This is a genomic window from Mucilaginibacter sp., assembly GCF_025362475.1.
GTDB lineage: Bacteria > Bacteroidota > Bacteroidia > Sphingobacteriales > Sphingobacteriaceae > Mucilaginibacter.
In genome coordinates, this window is record NZ_JANYGH010000051.1 from 37888 (window position 1) to 58723 (window position 20836).

The window sequence follows — 20836 nt, forward strand, 5'->3', positions numbered from 1 at the left end:
TGATTGATTTGGGTTGCCCTGCGCAAGCTGGGTAACCCTTTTTTATTTGCTGAACATCGTGACTAACTTTTGCATAGGACAATTGCGTTAAAAACATGAAGAATTTAAAGTTTTTTGTTGGAATGGGCATGTTTTTAATACTTTTTGCCTGTGGCAAAGGGTCAAAACCTACCCCAACTCCTGTTATCCCGCCGGTTACGTCATTCAGCTTTAATGCTTTAAAAGTGAACGGAAAAAACAACGGGTTTAAATATGTAAATGTTAATGCCAAACCGGCAATTGCCATTACATTTTCAACCCCGCTTAACCAGTCATCAGTAGCAGGCAGCATTATTATAACCAGTAAAGCCGGTGCAACTGTTACCTTTAGCACTACTTACCAAAACAGCGATAGTACAGTTCTGATAACTCCCACGGGCTTATCGCCTATTACGCAGTATACCCTAAATGTTACTACAGCGCTAAAATCTGCAAAGAATGGCAACCTGCAATCAGCATTGGCTGTGCAGCTTACTACGGCTATCGATAGTACAAAAAAATTCAGCACCATAACTGATGATCAGCTTTTGGACCTGGTGGAGAAACAAACCCTAAAATACTTTTATGAATTTGGTCATCCTGCCAGCGGCCTGGCACGCGAGCGCAATTCATCGGGCGATGTAGTAACTACCGGCGGCTCGGGTTTTGGCATTATGGCTATCGTTGCAGGTATTAACCGTGGCTTTATCTCGCATGCCGATGGGTTAACCAGGATGCAAAAGATAGTTGGTTTTTTAAATACCAAAGCTCAAAAATTTCATGGCGCGTTTCCGCATTGGATGAATGGCAATACCGGGGCTGTTGTGCCTTTTAGCGCACAGGATAATGGTGCCGACCTGGTAGAGACCGCCTACCTGATGCAAGGCCTGATAACCGCACGCCAGTATTTCAATGGCGCCGGCATAGCTGAAGCACAACTGCGTACCGATATTAACACTTTATGGAACGGTGTAGAATGGGACTGGTTTCGCCAAAACAGTCAAAATGTTTTATACTGGCACTGGAGCCCGGATCAGGGCTGGGCCATCAATATGAAAATTACCGGCTGGAACGAGGCTTTAATCGTTTATGTTTTAGGGGCATCATCAACAACCCATACTATCCCCAAAACTGTGTATGATCAGGGATGGGCCAATAATGGGGGCATTAAAAATGGCAATAACTATTACGGTGTTACCTTGCCACTCGGTCCGGCTCAGGGTGGCCCAATGTTTTTTGCGCATTACTCGTTCTTAGGCATCAACCCAAAAGGCTTAAACGACGCCTATGCCAATTATGAAACACAGAACAAGGCGCATGCCACCATCAATTATAATTACTGCGTTGCCAACCCACAAGGCAACAGCGGCTACAGTGCCAACTGCTGGGGGCTTACCGCAAGTGATATTGAAGGAGGCTACACTGCAAGCTCACCAACCAATGATGTTGGAGTAATTGCGCCAACCGCGGCCATAGCATCTTTGCCTTATACGCCAACACAATCTATGGCGGCCTTAAGGTTCTTTTACTATACACTTGGCGATAAACTGTGGGGACAGTATGGCTTTTATGATGCCTTTAATTTAACCAACCCCTGGTTTGCAGATTCATACCTGGCTATTGATCAGGGACCTATTATTGTGATGATAGAGAACTACCGCAGCGGCTTGCTCTGGAACTTATTTATGAGTGCTCCTGAAGTAAAAACAGGCATGAAAAACTTAGGATTCAGTAGTCCTAATCTATAAAATCTTAATAACGATATTTTACATGAAAAAAATTATAATTACCCCTTTTTTGCTGATGCTTGCCCTATGTTGCTTTGCACAAAAGCAGTCAAAAACCACAACAGCGGATGGCATTAAACCAGTAGGCATTATAAAAAACCTTACTGATAGCGCTTTGCTTGATGTGGTACAACGCCAAACGTTCCGTTATTTTTGGGATTTTGGGCACCCTGTAAGCGGTCTTGCCCGCGAGCGCAGCAATAAGTCATTTGATTATGGCGATGAGGTAGTAACCACCGGGGGATCTGGCTTTGGCATCATGGCCCTTATTGTGGCTGATAGCCGCAAATGGGTAAGCCATGAACAGGCTGTTGACAGGATGGTAAAAATGGTTAACTTTTTATTTAAAGCCAACTCCTTCCATGGTGCATTCCCGCACTGGATGAATGGCGAAACAGGCAAGATAATTCCATTTGGCCGCAAGGATGATGGTGGCGATATTGTGGAGTCGGCCTATTTATTCCAGGGGCTTTTATGCGCTAAACAATATTTTACAGCCGACAATCCCAAAGAACAACGCATCCGCGACGTAATCAGCTGGATGTGGGGCGAAATGGAGTGGAGCTGGTACACCCGCGATGGCAGGGATGCCCTTTACTGGCACTGGAGCCCCAATAACGGCTGGGCTATGAATTTCCCTATCCACGGCTTTAATGAGTGCCTTATAACGTATGTACTGGCTGCATCCGCAGATAGATACCCTGTAAGTGCCGATGTTTACCACAGAGGCTGGGCGCAAAGCGATTTCTTTAAAAATGGCAAAACCTTTTATGGTTATAAACTGCCTTTAGGCTTTGATTTTGGCGGACCGCTCTTCTTTTCGCAATACTCGTTTATGGGTCTAAATCCGACAGGGTTAAAAGATCAGTATGCCGATTATTGGGAACAGAATAAAAACCATAGCCTCATTAACTATGCTTACTGTGTAGATAATCCTAAAAAATTTAAAGGTTACGGCGAAAACTGCTGGGGCCTTACTGCAAGTGATAACTTTGAGGGCTACAATGCGCACTCTCCCACTAATGATCTGGGGGTAATAACGCCAACGGCCGCCCTCTCTGCATTTCCGTACACACCGGAGCAATCCATGAAAGCACTACGCCATTTTTATTATGACCTGGGCGATAAAATCTGGGGCGAATATGGCTTCACCGATGCCTTCAGCGAATCGCATAACTGGTATGCAAAATCATACCTGGCCATTGATCAGGGTCCAATTGTAGTGATGATAGAAAATTACCGCACCGGCCTGCTCTGGAAACTTTTCATGAGCAGCCCCGAAGTGCAGCACGGCTTGATTAAGCTTGGCTTTGAAAGCCCGGCAATTGCAAAGAAATAAAATGAGTCATGCTATCGCCGAGTGATAAAATTTTTCAAAACGTTGAAGGTGAAAAATGATGTTTTAAAAGGTTTGTCATCCTGAGGAACGAAGGATCTATTCGCAAACCTTACTGGGTGAAGAAGCATGGTGGAGAGTAGATCCTTCACTGCGTTCAGGATGACAAAGTTTTTTTTGCAAATACTTCATTTACAATCCCGAAGTGTGCAATGGCATAGATTTATGTAATCAAAAAGGCCACGAAATCGTGGCCTTTTTGATTACATGCTATTCCTGCTCCGGTTTTTTAGGCAGGGTTTTCATATTAAACTTTGGCTTGTAAGCCGGTTTGGCGGCTGGAGCTTCCTCGGCAGGCTTTGTTTCATCCCCATCAACCGACGGTGAAGCTGTTTCTTCTTTTTCCGCTGGCTTTTCCTCTGTCTCAACAGTTTTGGGCTTCATCATCGCGGCATTAAAGCGCGGTTTAAAAGCAGGCTTGGGGGCTGGGTTCTCTTCGGTTTTATCGGTTGCCTGCTCAGGAGTCGGGTCCTGTTTTTCTTCTGTAGCTGCTTCCTCAACAACTGGCTTTGGTTTCATCATCGCCGCGTTAAAGCGTGGTTTAAAGCCAGGCTTGGCAGTGGGTGTTTCCGCTTGCGGGGCAACCGGCTCTTCTTTTACTTCCGGCTTTTCCGCACTTTCCACAGGTTTGGATTTCACCATCCCTGCGTTAAAGCGTGGTTTAAAGCCAGGTTTGGCTGTGGGTGCTTCTGCCTGTGGAGCAACCGGCTCTTCCTTTACTTCCGGCTTTTCCTCATTAATATCCGTGCTTTCTATAGGTTTAGGCTTCACCATCCCCGGGTTAAAACGGGGTTTGAAGGCAGGTTTTGCGGCGCCGCTTTCAGCTGGTGTTGTTTCCTCTGCAGACTTAACTTCCTCCTGCTTTTCTTCCACAGGTTTGGGTGTAACAGCTGCCCTGAATTTGGGTGTAAAACCAATTTTAGGCGAAGGCGTTACAGGTTCCGTCAAGCTTTCTACTATAGTTTGCTCGGCAATAGGATTTGGTGTGTTAAACTTCTCCGTTTTTATTTCCTGTGGAGCAGGAAACCTGCGCCTGAGCTTATTGAACCAATATTTTTTGGTATGATCGAAACTCTTTTCGCCCATTTGTTCAAAGTGCTCTTTAAATTCAGAAAACAGCGATCCCTCCGCGGCTTGCAAAGCTGCCAGGTCAATCTTTTTCTTTTTAAAAAACTCTTCGAAAACCATTTGATTAATTTGAAGATTTGGTAATTTGAATATTTGAAAATACCTTTTTAATTTTCAAATTGGCACATATTCAAATTTTCAAATCAATTGAAATTCACGTCCACATCCAACTGATTAAAATGGATGCCCTTATCGGTTTGTTTCCAGTCGTTCCGCTCCTCGTCGGTAGCGTTCATCAGCTTGGGAAACCACTCCAGCGGGAAAGCCTGCTGCTTGCCATCAGCTTTTTCGACAAAAAGCAAGCCGTTAGCAAAGGTTACCTTAACTTTCTTTTCTTCCTTACGTGAGCTGAATAGTGGCATATTATATATCTATAAAACCGTCATTGCGAGGCACGAAGCAATCCCTAATATACAGAGCGAACTTGAACAGCTGACCTGCCGATCGGGGATTGCTTCGTTCCTCGCAATGACGAGTGGTGAAGAAATTCGAAATCCGTTTACTCTGCCATATTATGGTACACCGCCTGCACATCGTCGTCTTCCTCTAAGCGGTCAATCAATTTCATAATATCGGTAACCTGTTCTTCGGTTACTTCATGGAATGATTGAGGAACACGCTCCAGCTTGGCCGATTTTACTTCAACACCTAACTCTTCAAGTGCTTTTTGCATTTTTCCAAAATCTTCAAAGGCTGTATGTATAACGCCAATATCGTTACCTTCTTCATCTGCTTCCACAAACAAATCTTCCAGTCCGGCATCAATCAGTTCAAATTCCAGTTCTTCCAGGTCGCGGTCGCCGGGTTCAAAAGTAAAAACAGATTTACGGGTGAAAATAAAATCAAGCGATCCCGTTTTACCCAACGAGCCTCCATATTTTGTAAAGTAGCTACGCACATTTGCAACGGTACGGTTGGTATTATCTGTAGCGGTTTCTACTAAAACGGCCACGCCGTAGGGCGCATATCCCTCATAAACCAGTTCTTCGTAATCCTTTTCATCGCGGCTGGTCGCCCTTTTTATAGCGGCTTCAACCCTATCTTTGGGCATGTTAACAGCCTTGGAGTTTTGAACAGCAGTTCTTAAACGCGAGTTGGTATTAATATCACCACCACCGGCTTTCACAGCCATTACAATTTCTTTACCTAAACGGGTAAACTGCACTGCCATTTTAGCCCAGCGCTTAAACTTTCTCTCTTTGCGGAATTCAAATGCTCTTCCCATAACTTTTTATTTATCCATCATCTATGTTCTACAGACCATAAACTCAGCGAATATAATTTGTTTTTATATAAATTTTGTAAAACAACAAAGGTAAAACCTTTATCCTTTCGCCTTTATACTTTTGCCTCTATATATAACTATATAACCCTTTTTAAATTCTCCAGCATATCAGCCGTCATTTTTCCCAGATCGTATTCCAGTTTCCAGCCCCAGTCCTGCTGCGCGCTGATATCATCAATTGATTTTGGCCAGCTATCGGCAATGGCCTGGCGTGGGTCGCTTTCTACATAACCCATCTCAAAGGCAGGAATATGTTTTTTGATCTCGTCGGCCAGTTGCGCCGGGGTAAAGCTTATACCCGCCAGGTTGTATGATGACCTTATCTTAACGTCTTCTGCCGGTGCATCCATCAAACTGATGGTTGCCCGTATGGCATCTTCCATATACATCATTGGCAGCGCGGTATCCGCAGAAAGAAAACTCTCATACTTGCCTTTTTTTAATGCCTCATGAAATATATGTACGGCGTAATCGGTAGTACCGCCACCGGGTGATGCCTTCCAGCCAATTAAGCCAGGATAACGGATGCTGCGCACATCAACACCGTATTTGGTATAATAATATTCGCACCAGCGTTCGCCGGCCAGTTTGCTAAAACCATATACGGTATTGGGGTCCATTACACAATACTGCGGCGTATTAAACTGCGGCGAATGCGGACCAAAAACAGCTATAGAACTTGGCCAGAAAACCTTGCCTGTTTTAAACTCAACAGCAAAATCAAGTACATGCAGCAGACCGGTCATATTCAGATCCCAGGCCATTTTAGGCTTCTGCTCGCCTACTGCAGATAGTATGGCTGCCAGCAGATAAACCTGGGTTGGGCGATGTTTATCAAAAATATGGTGCAGGTTATCTTTGTCCAGCACATTTACAATTTCATAGGGTCCGCTGTTGCGTATAGCGTAGGTTGGATCATTAATATCAGATGCTATTACGTTTTCTGCTCCGTGAATACCTCGCAAAGCCATTACCAGTTCGGTTCCTATCTGGCCATTGGCCCCGATCACTAAAATCTTTTCGCTCATTCAGTTTTTGAGTTTAGGCAAAGGTAGGAATTTGGGTGAAATGTTGACGGTGTGGGAAACCCCATATTGCCAATCAAGTGTGTATATTTATAACCAACCTAATTCAATATCAACCACTAACTATTCACTAATTAACTACCAACTAAGTAGATTATCCAAAAAATTATGCATCTTTGAAGTTTAATGTTTTATTATATAACAAATTAACAATCAATGAACCCCAGAAGGGAGCTTCATTACATTTAAAAACAAATTAACACAATGAAAGTCGCAGTAGTAGGTGCTACAGGATTAGTAGGCACCAAAATGTTGCAGGTTCTTGCAGAACGCAACTTCCCCGTTACAGAATTAATTCCCGTAGCTTCAGAGAAAAGTATTGGTAAAGAAATTACTTTTAAGGGTAAGCAGTTTAAGGTGGTTTCTGTTGAGGATGCGATTAAGATGAAGCCGGATGTAGCTATTTTCAGCGCCGGCGGAAGCACTTCATTACAGCAGGCTCCGTTATTTGCGGCGGCTGGTACAACCGTTATTGATAACTCATCGGCCTGGCGTATGGACCCAACCAAAAAACTGGTTGTGCCCGAAGTTAATGCTGATGTATTGACCGCTGACGATAAGATCATCGCCAACCCCAATTGCTCAACCATACAAATGGTAGTCACCTTAAAGCCACTGCACGATAAATATAAAATAAAAAGGGTGGTTGTTTCAACCTACCAATCGGTAACCGGTACCGGCGTAAAAGCTGTTGATCAGTTATTTAACGAACGTAATGGTGTTGATGGGCCAAAGGTATATCCTTACACTATCGATCTGAATGTTATTCCGCAGATTGATGTTTTCACCGAAAATGGTTACACCAAAGAGGAAATGAAAATGATCCTGGAAACCAAAAAGATCATGGGCGATGACAGCATTAAAGTAACTGCTACTACCGTTCGTATCCCGGTTATGGGTGGTCACTCAGAGTCGGTGAATATTGAGTTTGAAAATGATTTCGATTTGGGTGAAGTACGGGAATTACTGGCTAATTCGCCGGGCATCATCGTAGTTGATGATCCTGCAAACCTCAAATACCCAATGCCGCTTGACGCGCATGATAAAGACGAGGTTTTTGTTGGCCGTTTGCGTCGTGATGAGAGCCAGGACAATACTTTAAACTGCTGGATAGTATCTGATAACCTGCGTAAAGGCGCGGCTACCAATGCTGTACAAATTGCAGAATATTTGGCCGCCAAACATTTGATCGGCCAGCCGGTTGAAGCGTAAGCTATTTACGTGAATGGTTGATTAGGTGAATGGTTAATTGGTTTTAACAGCTGTTAACTTAATCAATCAAAAACCTAAAAACAGAATAGGGATGATCAAACGATTATCCCTATTCTGTTTTTATAAATATTTGTGATGGAAGCCTGCTGAATCCTTTCCTTTTATTGCTGTTTTATTTCATTCCACACTTATTAGCGCAATAAAAAAGCAAGTAATAGTTATTAATTATAACTATTGCTTATCAATATCGCCATTTTTTGCTAACTTGTTTCCCAATGAAAGCCTTTAAGCTATTTGTTGTTTTCTGTTGCTGCACCATCTCTGCAAATTCTTTTGCGCAAACAGGCAGTAACCCGCAGGATATTGAGAACGACCTGCTGCGCATTTTTCAAAGGATAAATTATTACGGGGCGCACAAAAAAGAGTGGAAAGCTATTGATTCGCTCAAAAAAATGAATAGTATTTTTGCATATAAACTTAAGTACTATACCTCCAAATATCCATTTACTATTGGCTTTAAATTTACCTCGTTGGTAAAGGAACGCCTGGTTATCGCAACTTCTGCAGATGGCATGTTCCGCGCCTATTCCTGGGATACCAAATTAGGCACTGTAGGATACGATTTTAACAATATACTGCAATACAGGGTTGACGGGCAAACGCTATCATTATTAAAAATGGACCAACCCGGAAAAGAGGCCTATTGGTTCCCGAAGATTTACACCTTTATGGCCAACAACAAAACCATTTATTTAGCAGTGTACAATTCTGTAATGTCGGCCAATAAAGCAGGGCAGGGCATCAGGGCCTATGCCATTGAAAAAGGCGTATTGAATGGCCGTGTGCCCATGGTAAAAACGCCCACCGCTGTATTGAGCAGGCTATATTATGAATACAGCCTGCTTTCGGTAGCCGACTGGAAAGCCTTCCCAAGTATCTATTTTGATAATGGCACCAAAACTATTCATACCCCATTAGTTGATTATAGTGGAAAAATGACCCATAAACTGATTACCTATAAATTTACGGGTAGGTTTTTTGAGAAAGTAAAAAGTTAACTTCGCCCATGATCTCTTTCGCTCACCGGGTTTTTATGGAAGTTGCCGCCAATTTGAGTTTCTCAAAAGCAGCACAAGTACTGTTTGTGACCCAGCCAGCCATCAGCAAGCACATTAAAGCGCTGGAAGATCAATATAAAGTACCTCTTTTCGAGCGCAAGGGCAATAGCATCCTGCTTACCGAAGCCGGTAACAAACTCAACGAATATCTGCAGCAAGCTACCGAGATTGAGCGTAAAATAGAATATGACCTATCTGTATTGAGTAACCTGTCGCAAGCGGCCGGGCATTTGCGCTTAGGGGCCAGTACCACTATCGCACTTTATATTTTACCGTCGATATTATCCGGCTTTCAGCGGGAGTACGCCAATGTGGATGTACAGCTGGTTAACCGCAATTCCGAATATATCCTGAACGCGCTGCTTAATCATGAGGTGGATATTGGCATGATCGAAGTGGACAATAAACTCACCACGGTATCTTACAAACCATTCATGAGCGACGAGGTGATCCCGGTATGCTCGGCTAAAAGTCCGCTGGCGGGTAAATCATTAACCTTAAAGCAGTTTGTGAAAACGCCGTTGGCCGTAAGGGAACGCGGCTCCGGCACATTGAACGCGGTATTGAAATCGCTATCCGCATTACATATAAAACCGGCCGATCTATCGGTAAAGATCCGCCTTGGCGGTACCGAAGCATTGAAAAATTTCCTGCTGGCCGATCAGTGCCTGGGCTTTATGCCCCGCCCCTCTATTATACGCCAGCTTGCCGAAGGCGACCTGGTGGAAGTGCCTGTAGAGGGCCTCAAGATCACCCGCGATTTCTTCTTCATCCGCCGTAAGGGTACAGAAGATTATGGGTTAACAAGCAATTTCATCAATTTTGCATTGCAGCATATTGAGGGGAAGTGATCCGATATAAAAAACGTAATTGTTCCTAATAAACTTTCGCCAATACTAAGGGGGAAAAACGATTTAAAAAATTTGTCATCCTGAACGATAGTGAAGGATCTATTATCCGCCATGCTTCTTCGCCCTGTAAATCTGCGAATAGATCCTTCACTATCGTTCAGGATGACAAAAAAGTTTTTTTTTCAAAAAACATCATAGAGAGTAGCCCTCCCCCTATTTAAATTTATTCTTCAAAGCCGCCAATTTTATGGCAATATCCGTTTCCGGTGCAGGCTCAGGTCTTTTATTAAATTGTGGTTTATTCCCTGCAGGTCTCCTATCTTCATTTCTTCTTTCGGATGGATTGCTTTTATCATTTTCTTTCATGGATAGCGCGATACGCTTGCGGTTTACATCAACCTCGGTAACAGTAACCTCCACCTTTTGATGAACCTTAAGCACCTCGTTAGGATCTTTGATAAAACGATTGGTGATCTGGCTTAAATGTACCAGCCCATCCTGGTGTACACCGATATCAACAAAAGCACCAAAATTGGTAATGTTGGTTACTATACCCGGTAGTTTCATGCCCACCTTTAAATCGCCAATGGCGTTTACGCCATCAGTAAAACTGAAAGCTTCGAACTGCTCACGAGGGTCGCGGCCTGGTTTGGCAAGCTCGGCCATGATATCGTTCAGGGTAGGTAAACCCACCGTTTCGGAGGTGTATTTTTGCAAGGGAATACTTCTGCGTAAGGTTGCATCACCCATCAGGTCTTTCACCGTGCATTTCATGTCTTTCGCTATCTGCTCCAACAAACTATACCGCTCAGGGTGTACCGCACTGGAATCAAGCGGATTTTCTGCATGATGAATACGCAGGAAACCTGCTGCCTGTTCAAAAGCTTTTTCGCCAAGGCGGGGAACTTTTTTAAGCTGAGATCTTTGTTTAAATGCCCCGTTCTGATCGCGGTACTCCACAATATTTTGCGCCAGTTGCGGACCAAGTCCCGATACATAGGCTAAAATTTGCTTAGATGCCGTATTCAGCTCAACACCAACGGCATTTACGCAGCTCATTACAGTATCATCCAGTGAAGTCTGCAGTTTATTTTGATCCACATCGTGCTGGTACTGGCCCACGCCGATAGATTTTGGATCAATCTTCACCAGTTCGGCCAATGGATCCATCAGCCTTCTGCCGATAGAAACCGCGCCTCTCACCGTAATATCCTTATCCGGAAACTCCTCTCTTGCCACATCCGATGCGGAATAGATAGATGCCCCGCTTTCATTCACCATTACAATAGCTACACCCGGCAAGTTAAGGTTGCGCACAAACAATTCTGTTTCGCGACCGGCCGTACCATTACCTATAGCAATAGCTTCGATGTTATATTTTTCAAAAAGGTGTTGCACTGTTTTTTCGGCTTCCCTTGCCTGTCCTGCGCCGGTATGCGGATAGATGGCTGTATTCTCCAACAACTTACCCTGTTCATCCAAACAAACCAGCTTACAGCCGGTACGGAAGCCGGGGTCAATAGCCATTACCCGTTTTTGACCAAGCGGCGCACCCAACAAAAGCTGACGGGCGTTTTCGGCAAACACACGGATGGCTTCTTCATCTGCTTTCTTTTTGGTAAGCAGGCGCACCTCTGTTTCCATAGATGGTTTCAACAGGCGTTTATAGCCATCGGCAATGGCTTGTTTTACCTGATCGGCCGATGGATTGTTAGCTTTAACAAAGCTGTCCTCCAATGCTGCAATGGCTTCTTCTTCGGCAGGTTTTATATCCAGCCAAAGAATTTCCTCCTTTTCACCACGGCGCATAGCAAGGATGCGATGCGATGGGGCCGATTTTACAGGCTCGGTCCAATCAAAATAGTCTTTATATTTAATGCCCTCCTGCTCCTTGCCGTCAATAACTTTTGACTGAAAAGTTCCTTTCTCAACAAACAGTTCACGGATACGGGTACGCACTTCGGCATTTTCACTTACTGTTTCGGCAATAATATCCCTTGCCCCTGCCAATGCTTCTTCGATACTATTAACCCCTTTTTCGGCATCAATAAAAGTTGCGGCTTCGGTTTGCAGGTCGGCTTTCCGTTGGTCCAGCAGCAGGTCGGCCAATGGTTGCAGACCTTTCTCGCGGGCGGCGGTAGCGCGGGTTTTCCGCTTAGGGCGATAAGGCAGGTAAATATCCTCCAGCGTAACCATAGTTTCGGCTTCGTTGATCTGTTTTTCCAGCTCGGGCGTTAATTTGCCCATATCGGTAAGCGATTTCAGGATGGCCTCGCGGCGTTTGTCCAGATCGCGCAGTTGCTGTGCACGGTCACGGATCTCCGCAACCTGTACTTCATCAAGCGTACCGGTAACCTCTTTACGGTACCGGGAAATAAACGGAACGGTTGCGCCTTCATCAAGCAACGCTAATGTTGCGCTTACTTGTTTTTCTGAAATAGAAAGCTCTGCAGCTATTTTTTTAGAATGAGATATCATACATCAAATTTCGGACTGCGAAGTTGAGAAGAATGCCTTTACAATTCAAAAAAAGATTGTTAACAATTGAGGGAAGGGAGATAGCAGGTGAAAGGATAAAGGCGAAAGGGAAAAGGTAGTGATACTATCAGCTTAGGCTCGTGCAGATTGGTAGCCCATAATAACATAAATCGCGTTGGGTAGTGTGACAGCAGGGGTGTGTTCTTCGCTGTAACAGTCTCCATCCGTCATTCTATATATTTAGGCTAAAGCCATCCTTGTATATACTTTCTATCCGTTGGTTAAAACCAACGGCAATGAATTAAGAACCAAGGGGCTTTAGCCAAATCAAAGTCATGCTAACCAACTTGCGGACATACAGAATCGCAACTCCATCACCTTTTTAACCCCACTACCACTTCATGCCCATATTCCAAAACATAAAGGCCCATTTATCAACCTGACCGCTTATTACCTGCGCGGTTGACTGGCCTGCACCGTGCCCGGCATTTGTTTCAATACGGATTAATACCGGCTCTGTTCCCTTTTGATACTCCTGCAGGCGTGAGCCAAACTTAAAGGAGTGTGCAGGCACCACACGGTCGTCATGATCGGCAGTGGTAACCATTGTTGCCGGGTATTCCAGTGGTTTTAGCGCGTGGTATGGCGAATATTTATACAGATATTCAAACATTTCTTTTGAATCCTCGGCTGTGCCATAATCATAGCTCCATCCTGCACCCGCGGTAAACTTGTTATAGCGCAGCATATCCATAACACCTACTGCCGGGAAGGCCACCTTAAAAAGATCTGGGCGCTGGGTAAGCATGGCGCCAATCAATAATCCGCCGTTTGATCCTCCCGAAACTGCCAGGTGCTCTTTTGAGGTGTATTTGTTTTTGATAAGATATTCGGCAGCGGCAATAAAATCATCAAACACGTTTTGTTTTTTCATTTTAATGCCCTTGCGGTGCCAGGTTTCGCCATACTCGCCACCGCCGCGTAAGTTGGGCACAGCGTAAATACCGCCATGCTCCAGCAGGATAATATTTGATGTACTGAATGCCGGGGTTAAACTCACCCCAAAGCCACCATAAGCATAAAGCATCAATGGATTTTCGCCGTTAAGTACAGTGCCCTTTTTATAGGTGATGATCATCGGTATCTTGGTTTTATCCTTCGATGTATAAAACACCTGTTTGGATTCATACAGTTCGGGATCAAACTTAACCCCCGATTTTTTATATACCGTTGATTGTCCGCTTGCTATATCCAGCTTAAAAATAGTTGATGGGTACACGTAGCTGGTAAAAGTATAGTAGGTTTCCTTCTCTTCTTTTTTAGCGCCAAAACCTGTGGCAGTACCTACCGACGGCAGGGTTATGGTGCGCTCCAGCTTTCCGCTCATATCATATTGCTGTACAAACGAGGTGGCATCTTTTAAGTATTCCGCAAAAATTTTTCCGCCGGCTGTGCTGGCGCTCAGTACATTTTTAGTCTCGGCGATCAGGTTTTTCCAATGAGTAATGGTTGGTTTTTCAGCATCAACCGTTACAATTTTAAAGTTTGGCGAATATATATTGGTGATAATGTAAAGCTTACTACCCACATTATCCAATACAGAATGCTGGTTATCAAAATTATCAACCACGTTCACAATCTGGCTGCCGGGTTTACTCAAATCCTGAATATAGAGTTCGTTGCCTGTGGTTGATGTGGCCGCGGTGATCACCAAAAAGCGTTCATCCTCGGTAAGGTACGCGCCAATATAACGTCGCGGGGTTTTATCGCCACCAAAAATAAGCTTATCGGTGCTTTGCGGCGTGCCCAGTTTATGGTAAAATAGTTTATGATACTGCGTTAATCCCGAAAGCTGGCTGCCGGCCTTTGGCTTATCATAACTGCTGTAGTAAAATCCGTCGGTACCCTTCCAGGCCAGTCCGCTAAATTTTACATCAATAAGCGTATCGCCTACAACACTTTTATCACTTGTTTTTATGACGATCACCTTGCGCCAGTCAGATCCGCCCTCCGAGATCTGATATGCCGCCAGATCTCCGTTTTTTGTAAAATCAATCCCCTGTAGTGAAGTGGTACCCTCGGCCGAGAAGTGGTTAGGATCTAAAAACATTTCGGGTGTCCCGTTATCACCTACCTGGCGGTATAATACTGCCTGGCTTTGCAGTCCATCATTTTTATAAAAATAAGTGTATTTGCCCTCTTTAAACGGGGCGCTGTACTTTTCATAATTCCACAAAAGTTCAAGCCGCTTGCGCATCTCTTCACGATAAGGAATCTGTTTAAGGTAGCTTTGGGTTACTTTGTTTTCTTCCTTAACCCATGCCTTGGTATCAGTGGCCTGGTCGTTCTCCAGCCAGCGGTAAGGATCGGGCACCTGGGTGCCAAAGTAAGTATCAACGGTATCAACCTTTTTCGTTTGGGGGTATTGGAGTGCTTTATTATTCATTTGTTGCGCGTAGGTGTAGCTGCAAAATAAAACAGCTAATGCAAATAAACAGGTTGTTTTTTTCATCTCAAATTAAATTACAGGGAACTAAAGATAGGGATTTGAGCCAGATGCCCGCAAAAGAGTGGGCTAATAAAGGTTAAAAGTTGTTAATTTTGGCCTTTGCTGCCATTTAATTGAGCAGGGCAAGCTATATTAGCAGCCGTAATTAAAATGGGGCATCTGCTGATGCTTTTGCCGTTTGGGCATACATTATTATTTACCGGCAACTGATTTTTTGATGATCAGTATGGTTAATGATAATAATGCATTTTTTTACACGTTTGCTAAACCAAATAAGAAGGGTAAAAGCAAGCCTTATTTATTATTAGGACTATTACAACATGAAACAAACTTTTACACTTTTTGCTGCAGCTTTTTGTATGCTGATTGCGCTTAACTCAAAAGCTCAGGATGTTAAAGAGGATGATGACGCGGCCCCCGAAAAATCAAAAAGCTACATAAGTTTAGGTGCAGGTATATCAAAACCATTTGGCGCATTTAAAGTAGCTGATTACAGCAACCCTAAAGCTGGTTTTGCAAAAAAGGGCATCGTTTATTCTATTGATGGTGCACATTATTTTTTCAAACGTGCCGCTTTAGGTTACACCGTAAGCTACCAGGATCAAGGTAACTTAACCTATGATGATGACCTGAAACTTTCACAGGGTTATACTGATGACTACAAAGCCGATGGATCAGTAGTTACAGCCAACAAACGCTACAAAAGCCTTAACATTTTATTAGGGCCACAGTACACTTTGGTATGGCATTCATTCGCTTTTGATTTCAGGGCATCAGCCGGAGCGATAAAAAGCTTTGCAACGCCACAGGTTGCCGTGCAGATACAAGGCGTAGATGCGCAAACCGGGGAGTTTATTCAGCAAAGCTCCAATAAATTTGCCTTTGCCTATGGCGGCAGCGCTGCTATCCGTTTAAATACAGGTGCAGGTTGGGGTTTATTTCTTAAAGGCAATTACGTTAACTCAACAGGGCCCAAAATTACTTATACCGCTCGTACGCTTGTGGTTGGCCGTACTGTTGCTAACCAGGCAATTACAGAAGGTCAATTATTATTTGGCTTGTACAAAGAATTTTAATCTACCTATATAAACATGGAAAAGGCAACCTGCTAACGGGTTGCCTTTTTTTATTTTAATGCATTTCAAATTGATCTGGCCGACTGACCACTACCTCGGGTTGATCTTTAAAAAGCTCAAAACGCCTGTAACGCACATGGCTTTACCTTTAATATTTGCCAAATCGAGCGTTACTTTATTGCCTTTTACTGCAACAGTATATTTTTGGCGGGGATAAGCGGCACCCATATTAAGCAGGGTAAGCGTATCGCTTACTATTTTTAAGGAGTAAACAGTATCGCACAAGGTGCCGGTTTTACCCAGCTTGGCTTTAAAATCAGCCGTGTTAAACTTATTTTGAGCACGGGCTGTGCCTGCAACAGCAACTACCAAAAAAGAAAGCAGTATGAGTTTTTTCATAAGGAGTATTAATTACACGAAAAACTGCGAGTAACACTAATTTTTAATGGATAAGTTTAATTTATCCATTAAAAATTAGTGTTATTAAATTCAATTGCGGCAAACCCGCAAATATTCATGTTTACTTTTTTTTCTCGTTTTTATCGTCCTGAACCGGGGGGATGTCATCATCAAGGTTTAATGTAAAGGCAGCCTCCGAGGCACGGGTAGCGGCTTCAATGCCGGCAGTATCGGCTACATCATTATCCAGCCGTTGGTTACCGGTGTCCTGGCCTTCATTCTGTTCATAATCATTACCGGTATCTTTTTCATCCTGGTTATCGTCAAGATTTGGATTTTCTGGAAGTGGCATAATTTCTATTGTTTTAATATATCTTTTATAACCCTAAAGATAACCTGTTGTTTGCATATATGCATCTATATTCTTCACAAAAGCAGCGCGTTTCCAGGGGAAATACTCATTTTTTCCTTTCAGCCTTTAAATGTATTTTTGCCAGGTATGCCAACCCGTAACAAACTTTATTTTGCTTCTGATTTTCATTTAGGCACCGGCGGATACGCTGCCAGCCGCGAACGCGAAGACAGGATAGTACGCTGGCTTGACAGCATAAAAGCCGATGCCGCCGAACTTTTTTTGATGGGCGATGTTTTTGATTTCTGGTATGAATATAAAGCGGTAGTACCCAAAGGATACATTCGTTTTTTGGGCAAGCTGGCCGAGCTTACCGATGCCGGTGTAAAGCTTTATTTATTTAAGGGCAACCACGATATGTGGATGTTTGATTATTTTAAAAATGAACTTGGCGCAACTATAATCAGCGATGAATTAACAATTGAGCGGCATGGCAAAAAGCTTTTCCTTCATCATGGCGATGGCCTTGGGCCGGGCGACAACTTTTATAAACTGTTAAAAAACTTTTTTCGCAGCGGGTTTTGCCAATGGCTATTTGCCAGGGTGCACCCTAATTTAGGCGTGGGCATAGCCAATTACTGGTCAACCAATAGCCGCTTAAGTAATCAGAAAAAAGAAATACCCAAACCTGGTGAACAGGAATGGCTGGTTAGCTTTTGCCGGGAAGAACTAAAAACCAACTATTACGATTTTCTCATTTTCGGTCACCGCCATTTACCCCTGGATATACCGCTTAACGCCGATAGCCGCTACATTAACCTGGGCGAATGGGTAAATTATTATACCTATGCCGTATTTGACGGGCATGAGTTAAAGCTGGAATATTTTGAAAAACCTGTGTCTGAGGGCCAAAATCGGTAGATTTCTGGAGCAATTGGCCATATAAAGCCGGGCATTTGCTATAGCCTTACTATTTCAGCAGAACTTACAATCGCCTGAAAAAATATATGCACTAAAATGCGTATTTTTGTGCGTTTTTTGAAGCAAGCCTGTAAACCGACCGAAACGTAACGCATTTCTTAGCCGGACCATCATCCATATAGCGGCTTCAAATAGCTATTGAAAACAGATTATGTTAGAGAAATTAGAACTGATATATCAACGCTGGAAAAACGTTGAAGGCGAACTGAGCAATCCTGAAGTAATGCAGGACATGAAACGCTATGCCCAGCTGAATAAAGAATATAAAGACCTGGCCAAGATTGTTGACGAGTATAACATTTACCGCAACATCATGAGCAATATTGACAGCAATAAGGAAATTCTGGCTACTGAAAAGGACGAAGAGTTTCGCGATATGGCCAAATCCGAATTGGACGAGCTGTTAACTCAACAGGAAGAAAAAGAAGAGCAGATCCGTTTGATGCTGATCCCTAAAGATCCCGAGGATTCTAAAAATGCGCTTGTGGAGATCCGTGGCGGAACTGGTGGCGATGAAGCTGCTTTGTTTGCCGGCGATCTTTACCGCATGTATATGCGCTATTGCGAAAAACGCGGCTGGAAAACCGAATTGGTTGATTATACCGAAGGTACCAGTGGTGGCTACAAAGAAATTGTATTCAACGTAAATGCCGAGGATGCTTACGGTACATTAAAATATGAATCGGGCGTGCACCGCGTGCAACGGGTACCGGATACTGAAACACAGGGCCGCGTGCATACATCGGCTGCATCGGTTGTGGTATTGCCAGAGGTAGATGAGTTTGATATTGATTTGCAGGTGAGCGATATCCGTAAGGACCTTTTCTGCGCATCTGGCCCGGGCGGACAGTCAGTGAATACCACTTATTCGGCCGTAAGGTTAACCCACATTCCTACGGGTATTGTGGCACAATGCCAGGATCAAAAATCGCAGTTAAAAAATTACGATAAAGCATTACAGGTACTTCGCTCAAGGGTTTATGAAATGGAGCTTCAAAAGCACCTGGAAATAACCTCTAAAAAGCGTAAAACCATGGTTTCAACCGGTGACAGATCGGCCAAGGTGCGTACCTATAACTACCCACAAGGCCGCTTAACAGAGCACCGTATTGGCCTTACCATATACAACCTGCCCGGTGTATTAAACGGCGACTTGCAGGAGATAATGGAAGCCTTACAGTTTGCAGAAAATGCCGAAAAACTTAAAGAAGGAACTGTAGCTTAAGAGAGCAAAAAGCTTAAAGCTAAAGGCCGAAAGCTTTTCATTGAAAATTTACATTAAAGGCTTTTAGCATTATGCTTTAAGCCTTTTCCTTTTCCCAAAAAAAGCTTTCAGCCTTCCGCTCTAAGCCTTCTGCCTTAAGCTTTTTCGTATTTATATTAAAGGCTTTTAGCATAATGCTCGAAGCCTTTTCTTTTCCCCAAAAAAAGCTTTCGGCCTTCCGCTTTGAGCTTTAAGCTTTTTCGTAACTTTAATACTATGGAAGAGCCAGAAAAACTGAATCGTATTATTGAGGCCCGTATGAAGTTGAAGGCCCGGTTTGAGGAAAAGATGAAGCTTACGCCTTCTGTTGCGGATGATGCGCCACGCGGATCGGGCGGAATAAACCGGCATGGTATGCCGTCTGTGCCAATAGGGCAAACTATAACTGTAAAATGGCCGGTGCTTGATCTGGGCTATCAGCCCAATATACCTATTGATCGCTGGCGACTAACTATTGATGGCGCTGTTGAAAACCCGGTAAAACTCTCCTGGAAACAGTTTATGGATCTGCCACAAACAAAAGACACCTCCGATTTTCATTGTGTTACCACATGGTCAAAACTTAATATGCCCTGGAAGGGTGTAAGCCTGCTTGATCTTGCCGCCCTGGTACATCCTCATGAAAATGCTACCCACGTGATGTGTTATGGATATGATACTTACACCACCAATATATCGCTGGAGGAAGCTTTAAAGCCCGACGTATTATTGGTGCATACTTTTGAAGGCCAACCACTACCAATAGAGCACGGCGGCCCGGTACGCATGATCACCCCACAGCTTTATGCCTGGAAAGGCTCCAAATGGATAAAGCGTATTGAGTTTTTAACCGAAAATAAATTAGGCTTTTGGGAAGACCGCGGCTATTCAAACACCGCCTACCCCTGGCGTAATGACCGTTACAGTGATTAAGCTGAAAGCTTTACAAAACAGCTTCATGGCCTTTGGCCTTTCAACTATGTAATTAAAAAGCTGTTTAAAAATATTTTCGACTTCTAATGAAGCACATACCCACGCGTCATAGGTAGGCACGAAGCAATCCCCGCCTTACGAAGTAGCTTTGCAAATCGGATCTGCAGAGTTCGGGATTGCTTCGTACCTACCTATGACGTTGTTGCAAAAAAAGCTTTTTGTCATCCTGAACGCAGTGAAGGATCTGTTGTTCGCCATGCTTCTTCGCCCTGTACAGCCAGCGAATAGATCCTTCGTTCCTCAGGATGACAAACCTTTTAAAACGTCATTTCTCCTTCAGAGTTTCGCGAAATTTTACAACTCGTATAACGATCTTTTTTGTTTAGAAGTCTCTCAGAAAAGAGCTTTTAGCTTTAAGCCTTTAGCTCCTTTACGGTTTTGCTGATATTTTAGCAGATTGCTCCAGCTCGCTGCTAACCGAATCGTCAAAATAAAGGCGGTAAATAACCCATTCATTTTTGGGTTTATAAAACATAAAAGTAAACCTTAGCGGTTGTGTCTGGTGCTTTACAAGGTAACTGTAAAGTATTAAACTATTTGATGCCTTACGCTGCACAATTAAATCTTTACCCATATATGGGCCTATTATACTGCGGGTGGTATCTATTTTAGTAATTAGGCGTACCAGGCTATTTGTATCAATAAGCGGATTGGTTTTAAATATATCAATCATCGCTTTTGTGGTACTCTCTTTATCATAGCTTTTAAAAAACTTTTCAATCAGTATAGTTGGGGTAATTAACCCTGCGGGAGTTTTAACTACAGTTTCGGTTTTTACCGCCGGTGTAGTTTGGGCTGACGCAGTGCCGCAAATGGCCGATACTAACAAGATAAAAGAAAAGGACTTTATGCCTTTTAAAAAGAGATTTCGCATGCTCATGGTGTTTGTGTGCCTAAAATAGGCAATTTATGCATAAAGGTGCTA

At 43.5% G+C, this 20836-nt stretch carries 18 protein-coding genes; 9 read left to right on the forward strand and 9 right to left on the reverse strand.

Features of this window, described 5'->3' with window-relative positions; all coding sequences use genetic code 11:
* Nucleotides 1-95: 95 nt before the first annotated feature.
* On the forward strand, nt 96-1766 hold the full coding sequence (locus Q0R88_RS16785) for a glucoamylase family protein (protein ID WP_295718210.1): 1671 nt from the start codon (nt 96-98) through the stop codon (nt 1764-1766).
* A gap of 22 nt (nt 1767-1788) precedes the next feature.
* On the forward strand, nt 1789-3144 hold the full coding sequence (locus tag Q0R88_RS16790) for a glucoamylase family protein (protein WP_295718213.1): 1356 nt from the start codon (nt 1789-1791) through the stop codon (nt 3142-3144).
* Between the two features lie 267 nt (nt 3145-3411).
* Here Q0R88_RS16790 and Q0R88_RS16795 read toward each other — a convergent pair whose 3' ends face one another.
* The 4 genes from Q0R88_RS16795 to Q0R88_RS16810 all read right to left on the reverse strand — a co-directional run bounded on the left by Q0R88_RS16795 (nt 3412) and on the right by Q0R88_RS16810 (nt 6642).
* On the reverse strand, nt 3412-4389 hold the full coding sequence (locus Q0R88_RS16795; protein ID WP_295718215.1) for a hypothetical protein: 978 nt from the start codon (nt 4387-4389) through the stop codon (nt 3412-3414).
* 83 nt (nt 4390-4472) lie between these two features.
* Nucleotides 4473-4691 (reverse strand): DUF2442 domain-containing protein, encoded by a 219-nt coding sequence (locus tag Q0R88_RS16800; protein ID WP_295718217.1) that lies wholly within the window; start codon nt 4689-4691, stop codon nt 4473-4475.
* Nucleotides 4692-4828: 137 nt separating this feature from the next.
* A complete protein-coding gene (locus Q0R88_RS16805) occupies nt 4829-5554 on the reverse strand; it encodes a YebC/PmpR family DNA-binding transcriptional regulator (RefSeq protein WP_295718220.1) in 726 nt (241 codons plus the stop codon).
* 137 nt (nt 5555-5691) lie between these two features.
* Nucleotides 5692-6642: an NAD-dependent epimerase/dehydratase family protein gene (locus Q0R88_RS16810; protein WP_295718223.1), complete on the reverse strand. Its 951-nt coding sequence runs from the start codon at nt 6640-6642 to the stop codon at nt 5692-5694.
* Between the two features lie 261 nt (nt 6643-6903).
* Between Q0R88_RS16810 and Q0R88_RS16815 the strand changes: the two genes are divergently transcribed.
* The 3 genes from Q0R88_RS16815 (at nt 6904) to Q0R88_RS16825 (ending at nt 9880) form a co-directional block, all read left to right on the forward strand.
* Nucleotides 6904-7911 (forward strand): aspartate-semialdehyde dehydrogenase, encoded by a 1008-nt coding sequence (locus tag Q0R88_RS16815; RefSeq protein WP_295718225.1) that lies wholly within the window; start codon nt 6904-6906, stop codon nt 7909-7911.
* A gap of 275 nt (nt 7912-8186) precedes the next feature.
* Nucleotides 8187-8969 (forward strand): hypothetical protein, encoded by a 783-nt coding sequence (locus Q0R88_RS16820; protein ID WP_295718228.1) that lies wholly within the window; start codon nt 8187-8189, stop codon nt 8967-8969.
* A gap of 8 nt (nt 8970-8977) precedes the next feature.
* Nucleotides 8978-9880: a LysR family transcriptional regulator gene (locus Q0R88_RS16825; RefSeq protein ID WP_295718231.1), complete on the forward strand. Its 903-nt coding sequence runs from the start codon at nt 8978-8980 to the stop codon at nt 9878-9880.
* 213 nt (nt 9881-10093) lie between these two features.
* Here the strand turns inward: Q0R88_RS16825 and Q0R88_RS16830 are convergent, their stop codons facing one another.
* Both Q0R88_RS16830 and Q0R88_RS16835 read right to left on the reverse strand, forming a co-directional pair.
* The gene (locus tag Q0R88_RS16830) at nt 10094-12358 is read right to left on the reverse strand and encodes a Tex family protein (protein WP_295718234.1); all 2265 of its coding nucleotides are present in this window, start codon (nt 12356-12358) and stop codon (nt 10094-10096) included.
* 391 nt (nt 12359-12749) lie between these two features.
* Nucleotides 12750-14804 carry a prolyl oligopeptidase family serine peptidase gene (locus Q0R88_RS16835; protein ID WP_295718301.1) on the reverse strand — a complete coding sequence of 685 codons (2055 nt, stop codon included), beginning with the start codon at nt 14802-14804 and terminating at the stop codon, nt 12750-12752.
* A 383-nt stretch (nt 14805-15187) separates the two neighbouring features.
* Here Q0R88_RS16835 and Q0R88_RS16840 point away from each other — a divergent pair, with 383 nt between their 5' ends.
* Nucleotides 15188-15943 carry a hypothetical protein gene (locus tag Q0R88_RS16840; RefSeq protein WP_295718236.1) on the forward strand — a complete coding sequence of 252 codons (756 nt, stop codon included), beginning with the start codon at nt 15188-15190 and terminating at the stop codon, nt 15941-15943.
* Between the two features lie 90 nt (nt 15944-16033).
* Here the strand turns inward: Q0R88_RS16840 and Q0R88_RS16845 are convergent, their stop codons facing one another.
* The gene (locus tag Q0R88_RS16845) at nt 16034-16342 is read right to left on the reverse strand and encodes a hypothetical protein (protein ID WP_295718238.1); all 309 of its coding nucleotides are present in this window, start codon (nt 16340-16342) and stop codon (nt 16034-16036) included.
* A gap of 121 nt (nt 16343-16463) precedes the next feature.
* Complete coding sequence (locus Q0R88_RS16850) at nt 16464-16694, reverse strand: hypothetical protein (RefSeq protein WP_295718241.1); 231 nt, start codon at nt 16692-16694, stop codon at nt 16464-16466.
* A gap of 147 nt (nt 16695-16841) precedes the next feature.
* Between Q0R88_RS16850 and Q0R88_RS16855 the strand changes: the two genes are divergently transcribed.
* The 3 genes from Q0R88_RS16855 (at nt 16842) to Q0R88_RS16865 (ending at nt 19851) form a co-directional block, all read left to right on the forward strand.
* Nucleotides 16842-17615 carry a UDP-2,3-diacylglucosamine diphosphatase gene (locus tag Q0R88_RS16855; protein WP_295718244.1) on the forward strand — a complete coding sequence of 258 codons (774 nt, stop codon included), beginning with the start codon at nt 16842-16844 and terminating at the stop codon, nt 17613-17615.
* A 211-nt stretch (nt 17616-17826) separates the two neighbouring features.
* Nucleotides 17827-18900, forward strand: coding sequence for a peptide chain release factor 1 (prfA, locus tag Q0R88_RS16860; protein WP_295718247.1), 1074 nt, complete (start codon nt 17827-17829; stop codon nt 18898-18900).
* A gap of 255 nt (nt 18901-19155) precedes the next feature.
* On the forward strand, nt 19156-19851 hold the full coding sequence (locus Q0R88_RS16865; protein ID WP_295718249.1) for a molybdopterin-dependent oxidoreductase: 696 nt from the start codon (nt 19156-19158) through the stop codon (nt 19849-19851).
* Nucleotides 19852-20281: 430 nt separating this feature from the next.
* Here the strand turns inward: Q0R88_RS16865 and Q0R88_RS16870 are convergent, their stop codons facing one another.
* Nucleotides 20282-20791 (reverse strand): hypothetical protein, encoded by a 510-nt coding sequence (locus Q0R88_RS16870; protein ID WP_295718250.1) that lies wholly within the window; start codon nt 20789-20791, stop codon nt 20282-20284.
* Nucleotides 20792-20836: the final 45 nt, after the last annotated feature.

Coding starts and splice junctions, on each gene's coding strand:
- Q0R88_RS16830 (WP_295718234.1), bottom strand. CDS start 12,358: ATGATATCTCATTCTAAAAAAATAGCTGCAGAGCTTTCTATTTCAGAA.
- Q0R88_RS16855 (WP_295718244.1), top strand. CDS start 16,842: ATGCCAACCCGTAACAAACTTTATTTTGCTTCTGATTTTCATTTAGGC.
- Q0R88_RS16790 (WP_295718213.1), top strand. CDS start 1,789: ATGAAAAAAATTATAATTACCCCTTTTTTGCTGATGCTTGCCCTATGT.
- Q0R88_RS16835 (WP_295718301.1), bottom strand. CDS start 14,804: ATGAATAATAAAGCACTCCAATACCCCCAAACGAAAAAGGTTGATACC.
- prfA (WP_295718247.1), top strand. CDS start 17,827: ATGTTAGAGAAATTAGAACTGATATATCAACGCTGGAAAAACGTTGAA.
- Q0R88_RS16850 (WP_295718241.1), bottom strand. CDS start 16,694: ATGCCACTTCCAGAAAATCCAAATCTTGACGATAACCAGGATGAAAAA.
- Q0R88_RS16815 (WP_295718225.1), top strand. CDS start 6,904: ATGAAAGTCGCAGTAGTAGGTGCTACAGGATTAGTAGGCACCAAAATG.
- Q0R88_RS16840 (WP_295718236.1), top strand. CDS start 15,188: ATGAAACAAACTTTTACACTTTTTGCTGCAGCTTTTTGTATGCTGATT.
- Q0R88_RS16870 (WP_295718250.1), bottom strand. CDS start 20,791: ATGAGCATGCGAAATCTCTTTTTAAAAGGCATAAAGTCCTTTTCTTTT.
- Q0R88_RS16785 (WP_295718210.1), top strand. CDS start 96: ATGAAGAATTTAAAGTTTTTTGTTGGAATGGGCATGTTTTTAATACTT.
- Q0R88_RS16800 (WP_295718217.1), bottom strand. CDS start 4,691: ATGCCACTATTCAGCTCACGTAAGGAAGAAAAGAAAGTTAAGGTAACC.
- Q0R88_RS16795 (WP_295718215.1), bottom strand. CDS start 4,389: ATGGTTTTCGAAGAGTTTTTTAAAAAGAAAAAGATTGACCTGGCAGCT.
- Q0R88_RS16805 (WP_295718220.1), bottom strand. CDS start 5,554: ATGGGAAGAGCATTTGAATTCCGCAAAGAGAGAAAGTTTAAGCGCTGG.
- Q0R88_RS16825 (WP_295718231.1), top strand. CDS start 8,978: ATGATCTCTTTCGCTCACCGGGTTTTTATGGAAGTTGCCGCCAATTTG.
- Q0R88_RS16820 (WP_295718228.1), top strand. CDS start 8,187: ATGAAAGCCTTTAAGCTATTTGTTGTTTTCTGTTGCTGCACCATCTCT.
- Q0R88_RS16865 (WP_295718249.1), top strand. CDS start 19,156: ATGGAAGAGCCAGAAAAACTGAATCGTATTATTGAGGCCCGTATGAAG.
- Q0R88_RS16810 (WP_295718223.1), bottom strand. CDS start 6,642: ATGAGCGAAAAGATTTTAGTGATCGGGGCCAATGGCCAGATAGGAACC.
- Q0R88_RS16845 (WP_295718238.1), bottom strand. CDS start 16,342: ATGAAAAAACTCATACTGCTTTCTTTTTTGGTAGTTGCTGTTGCAGGC.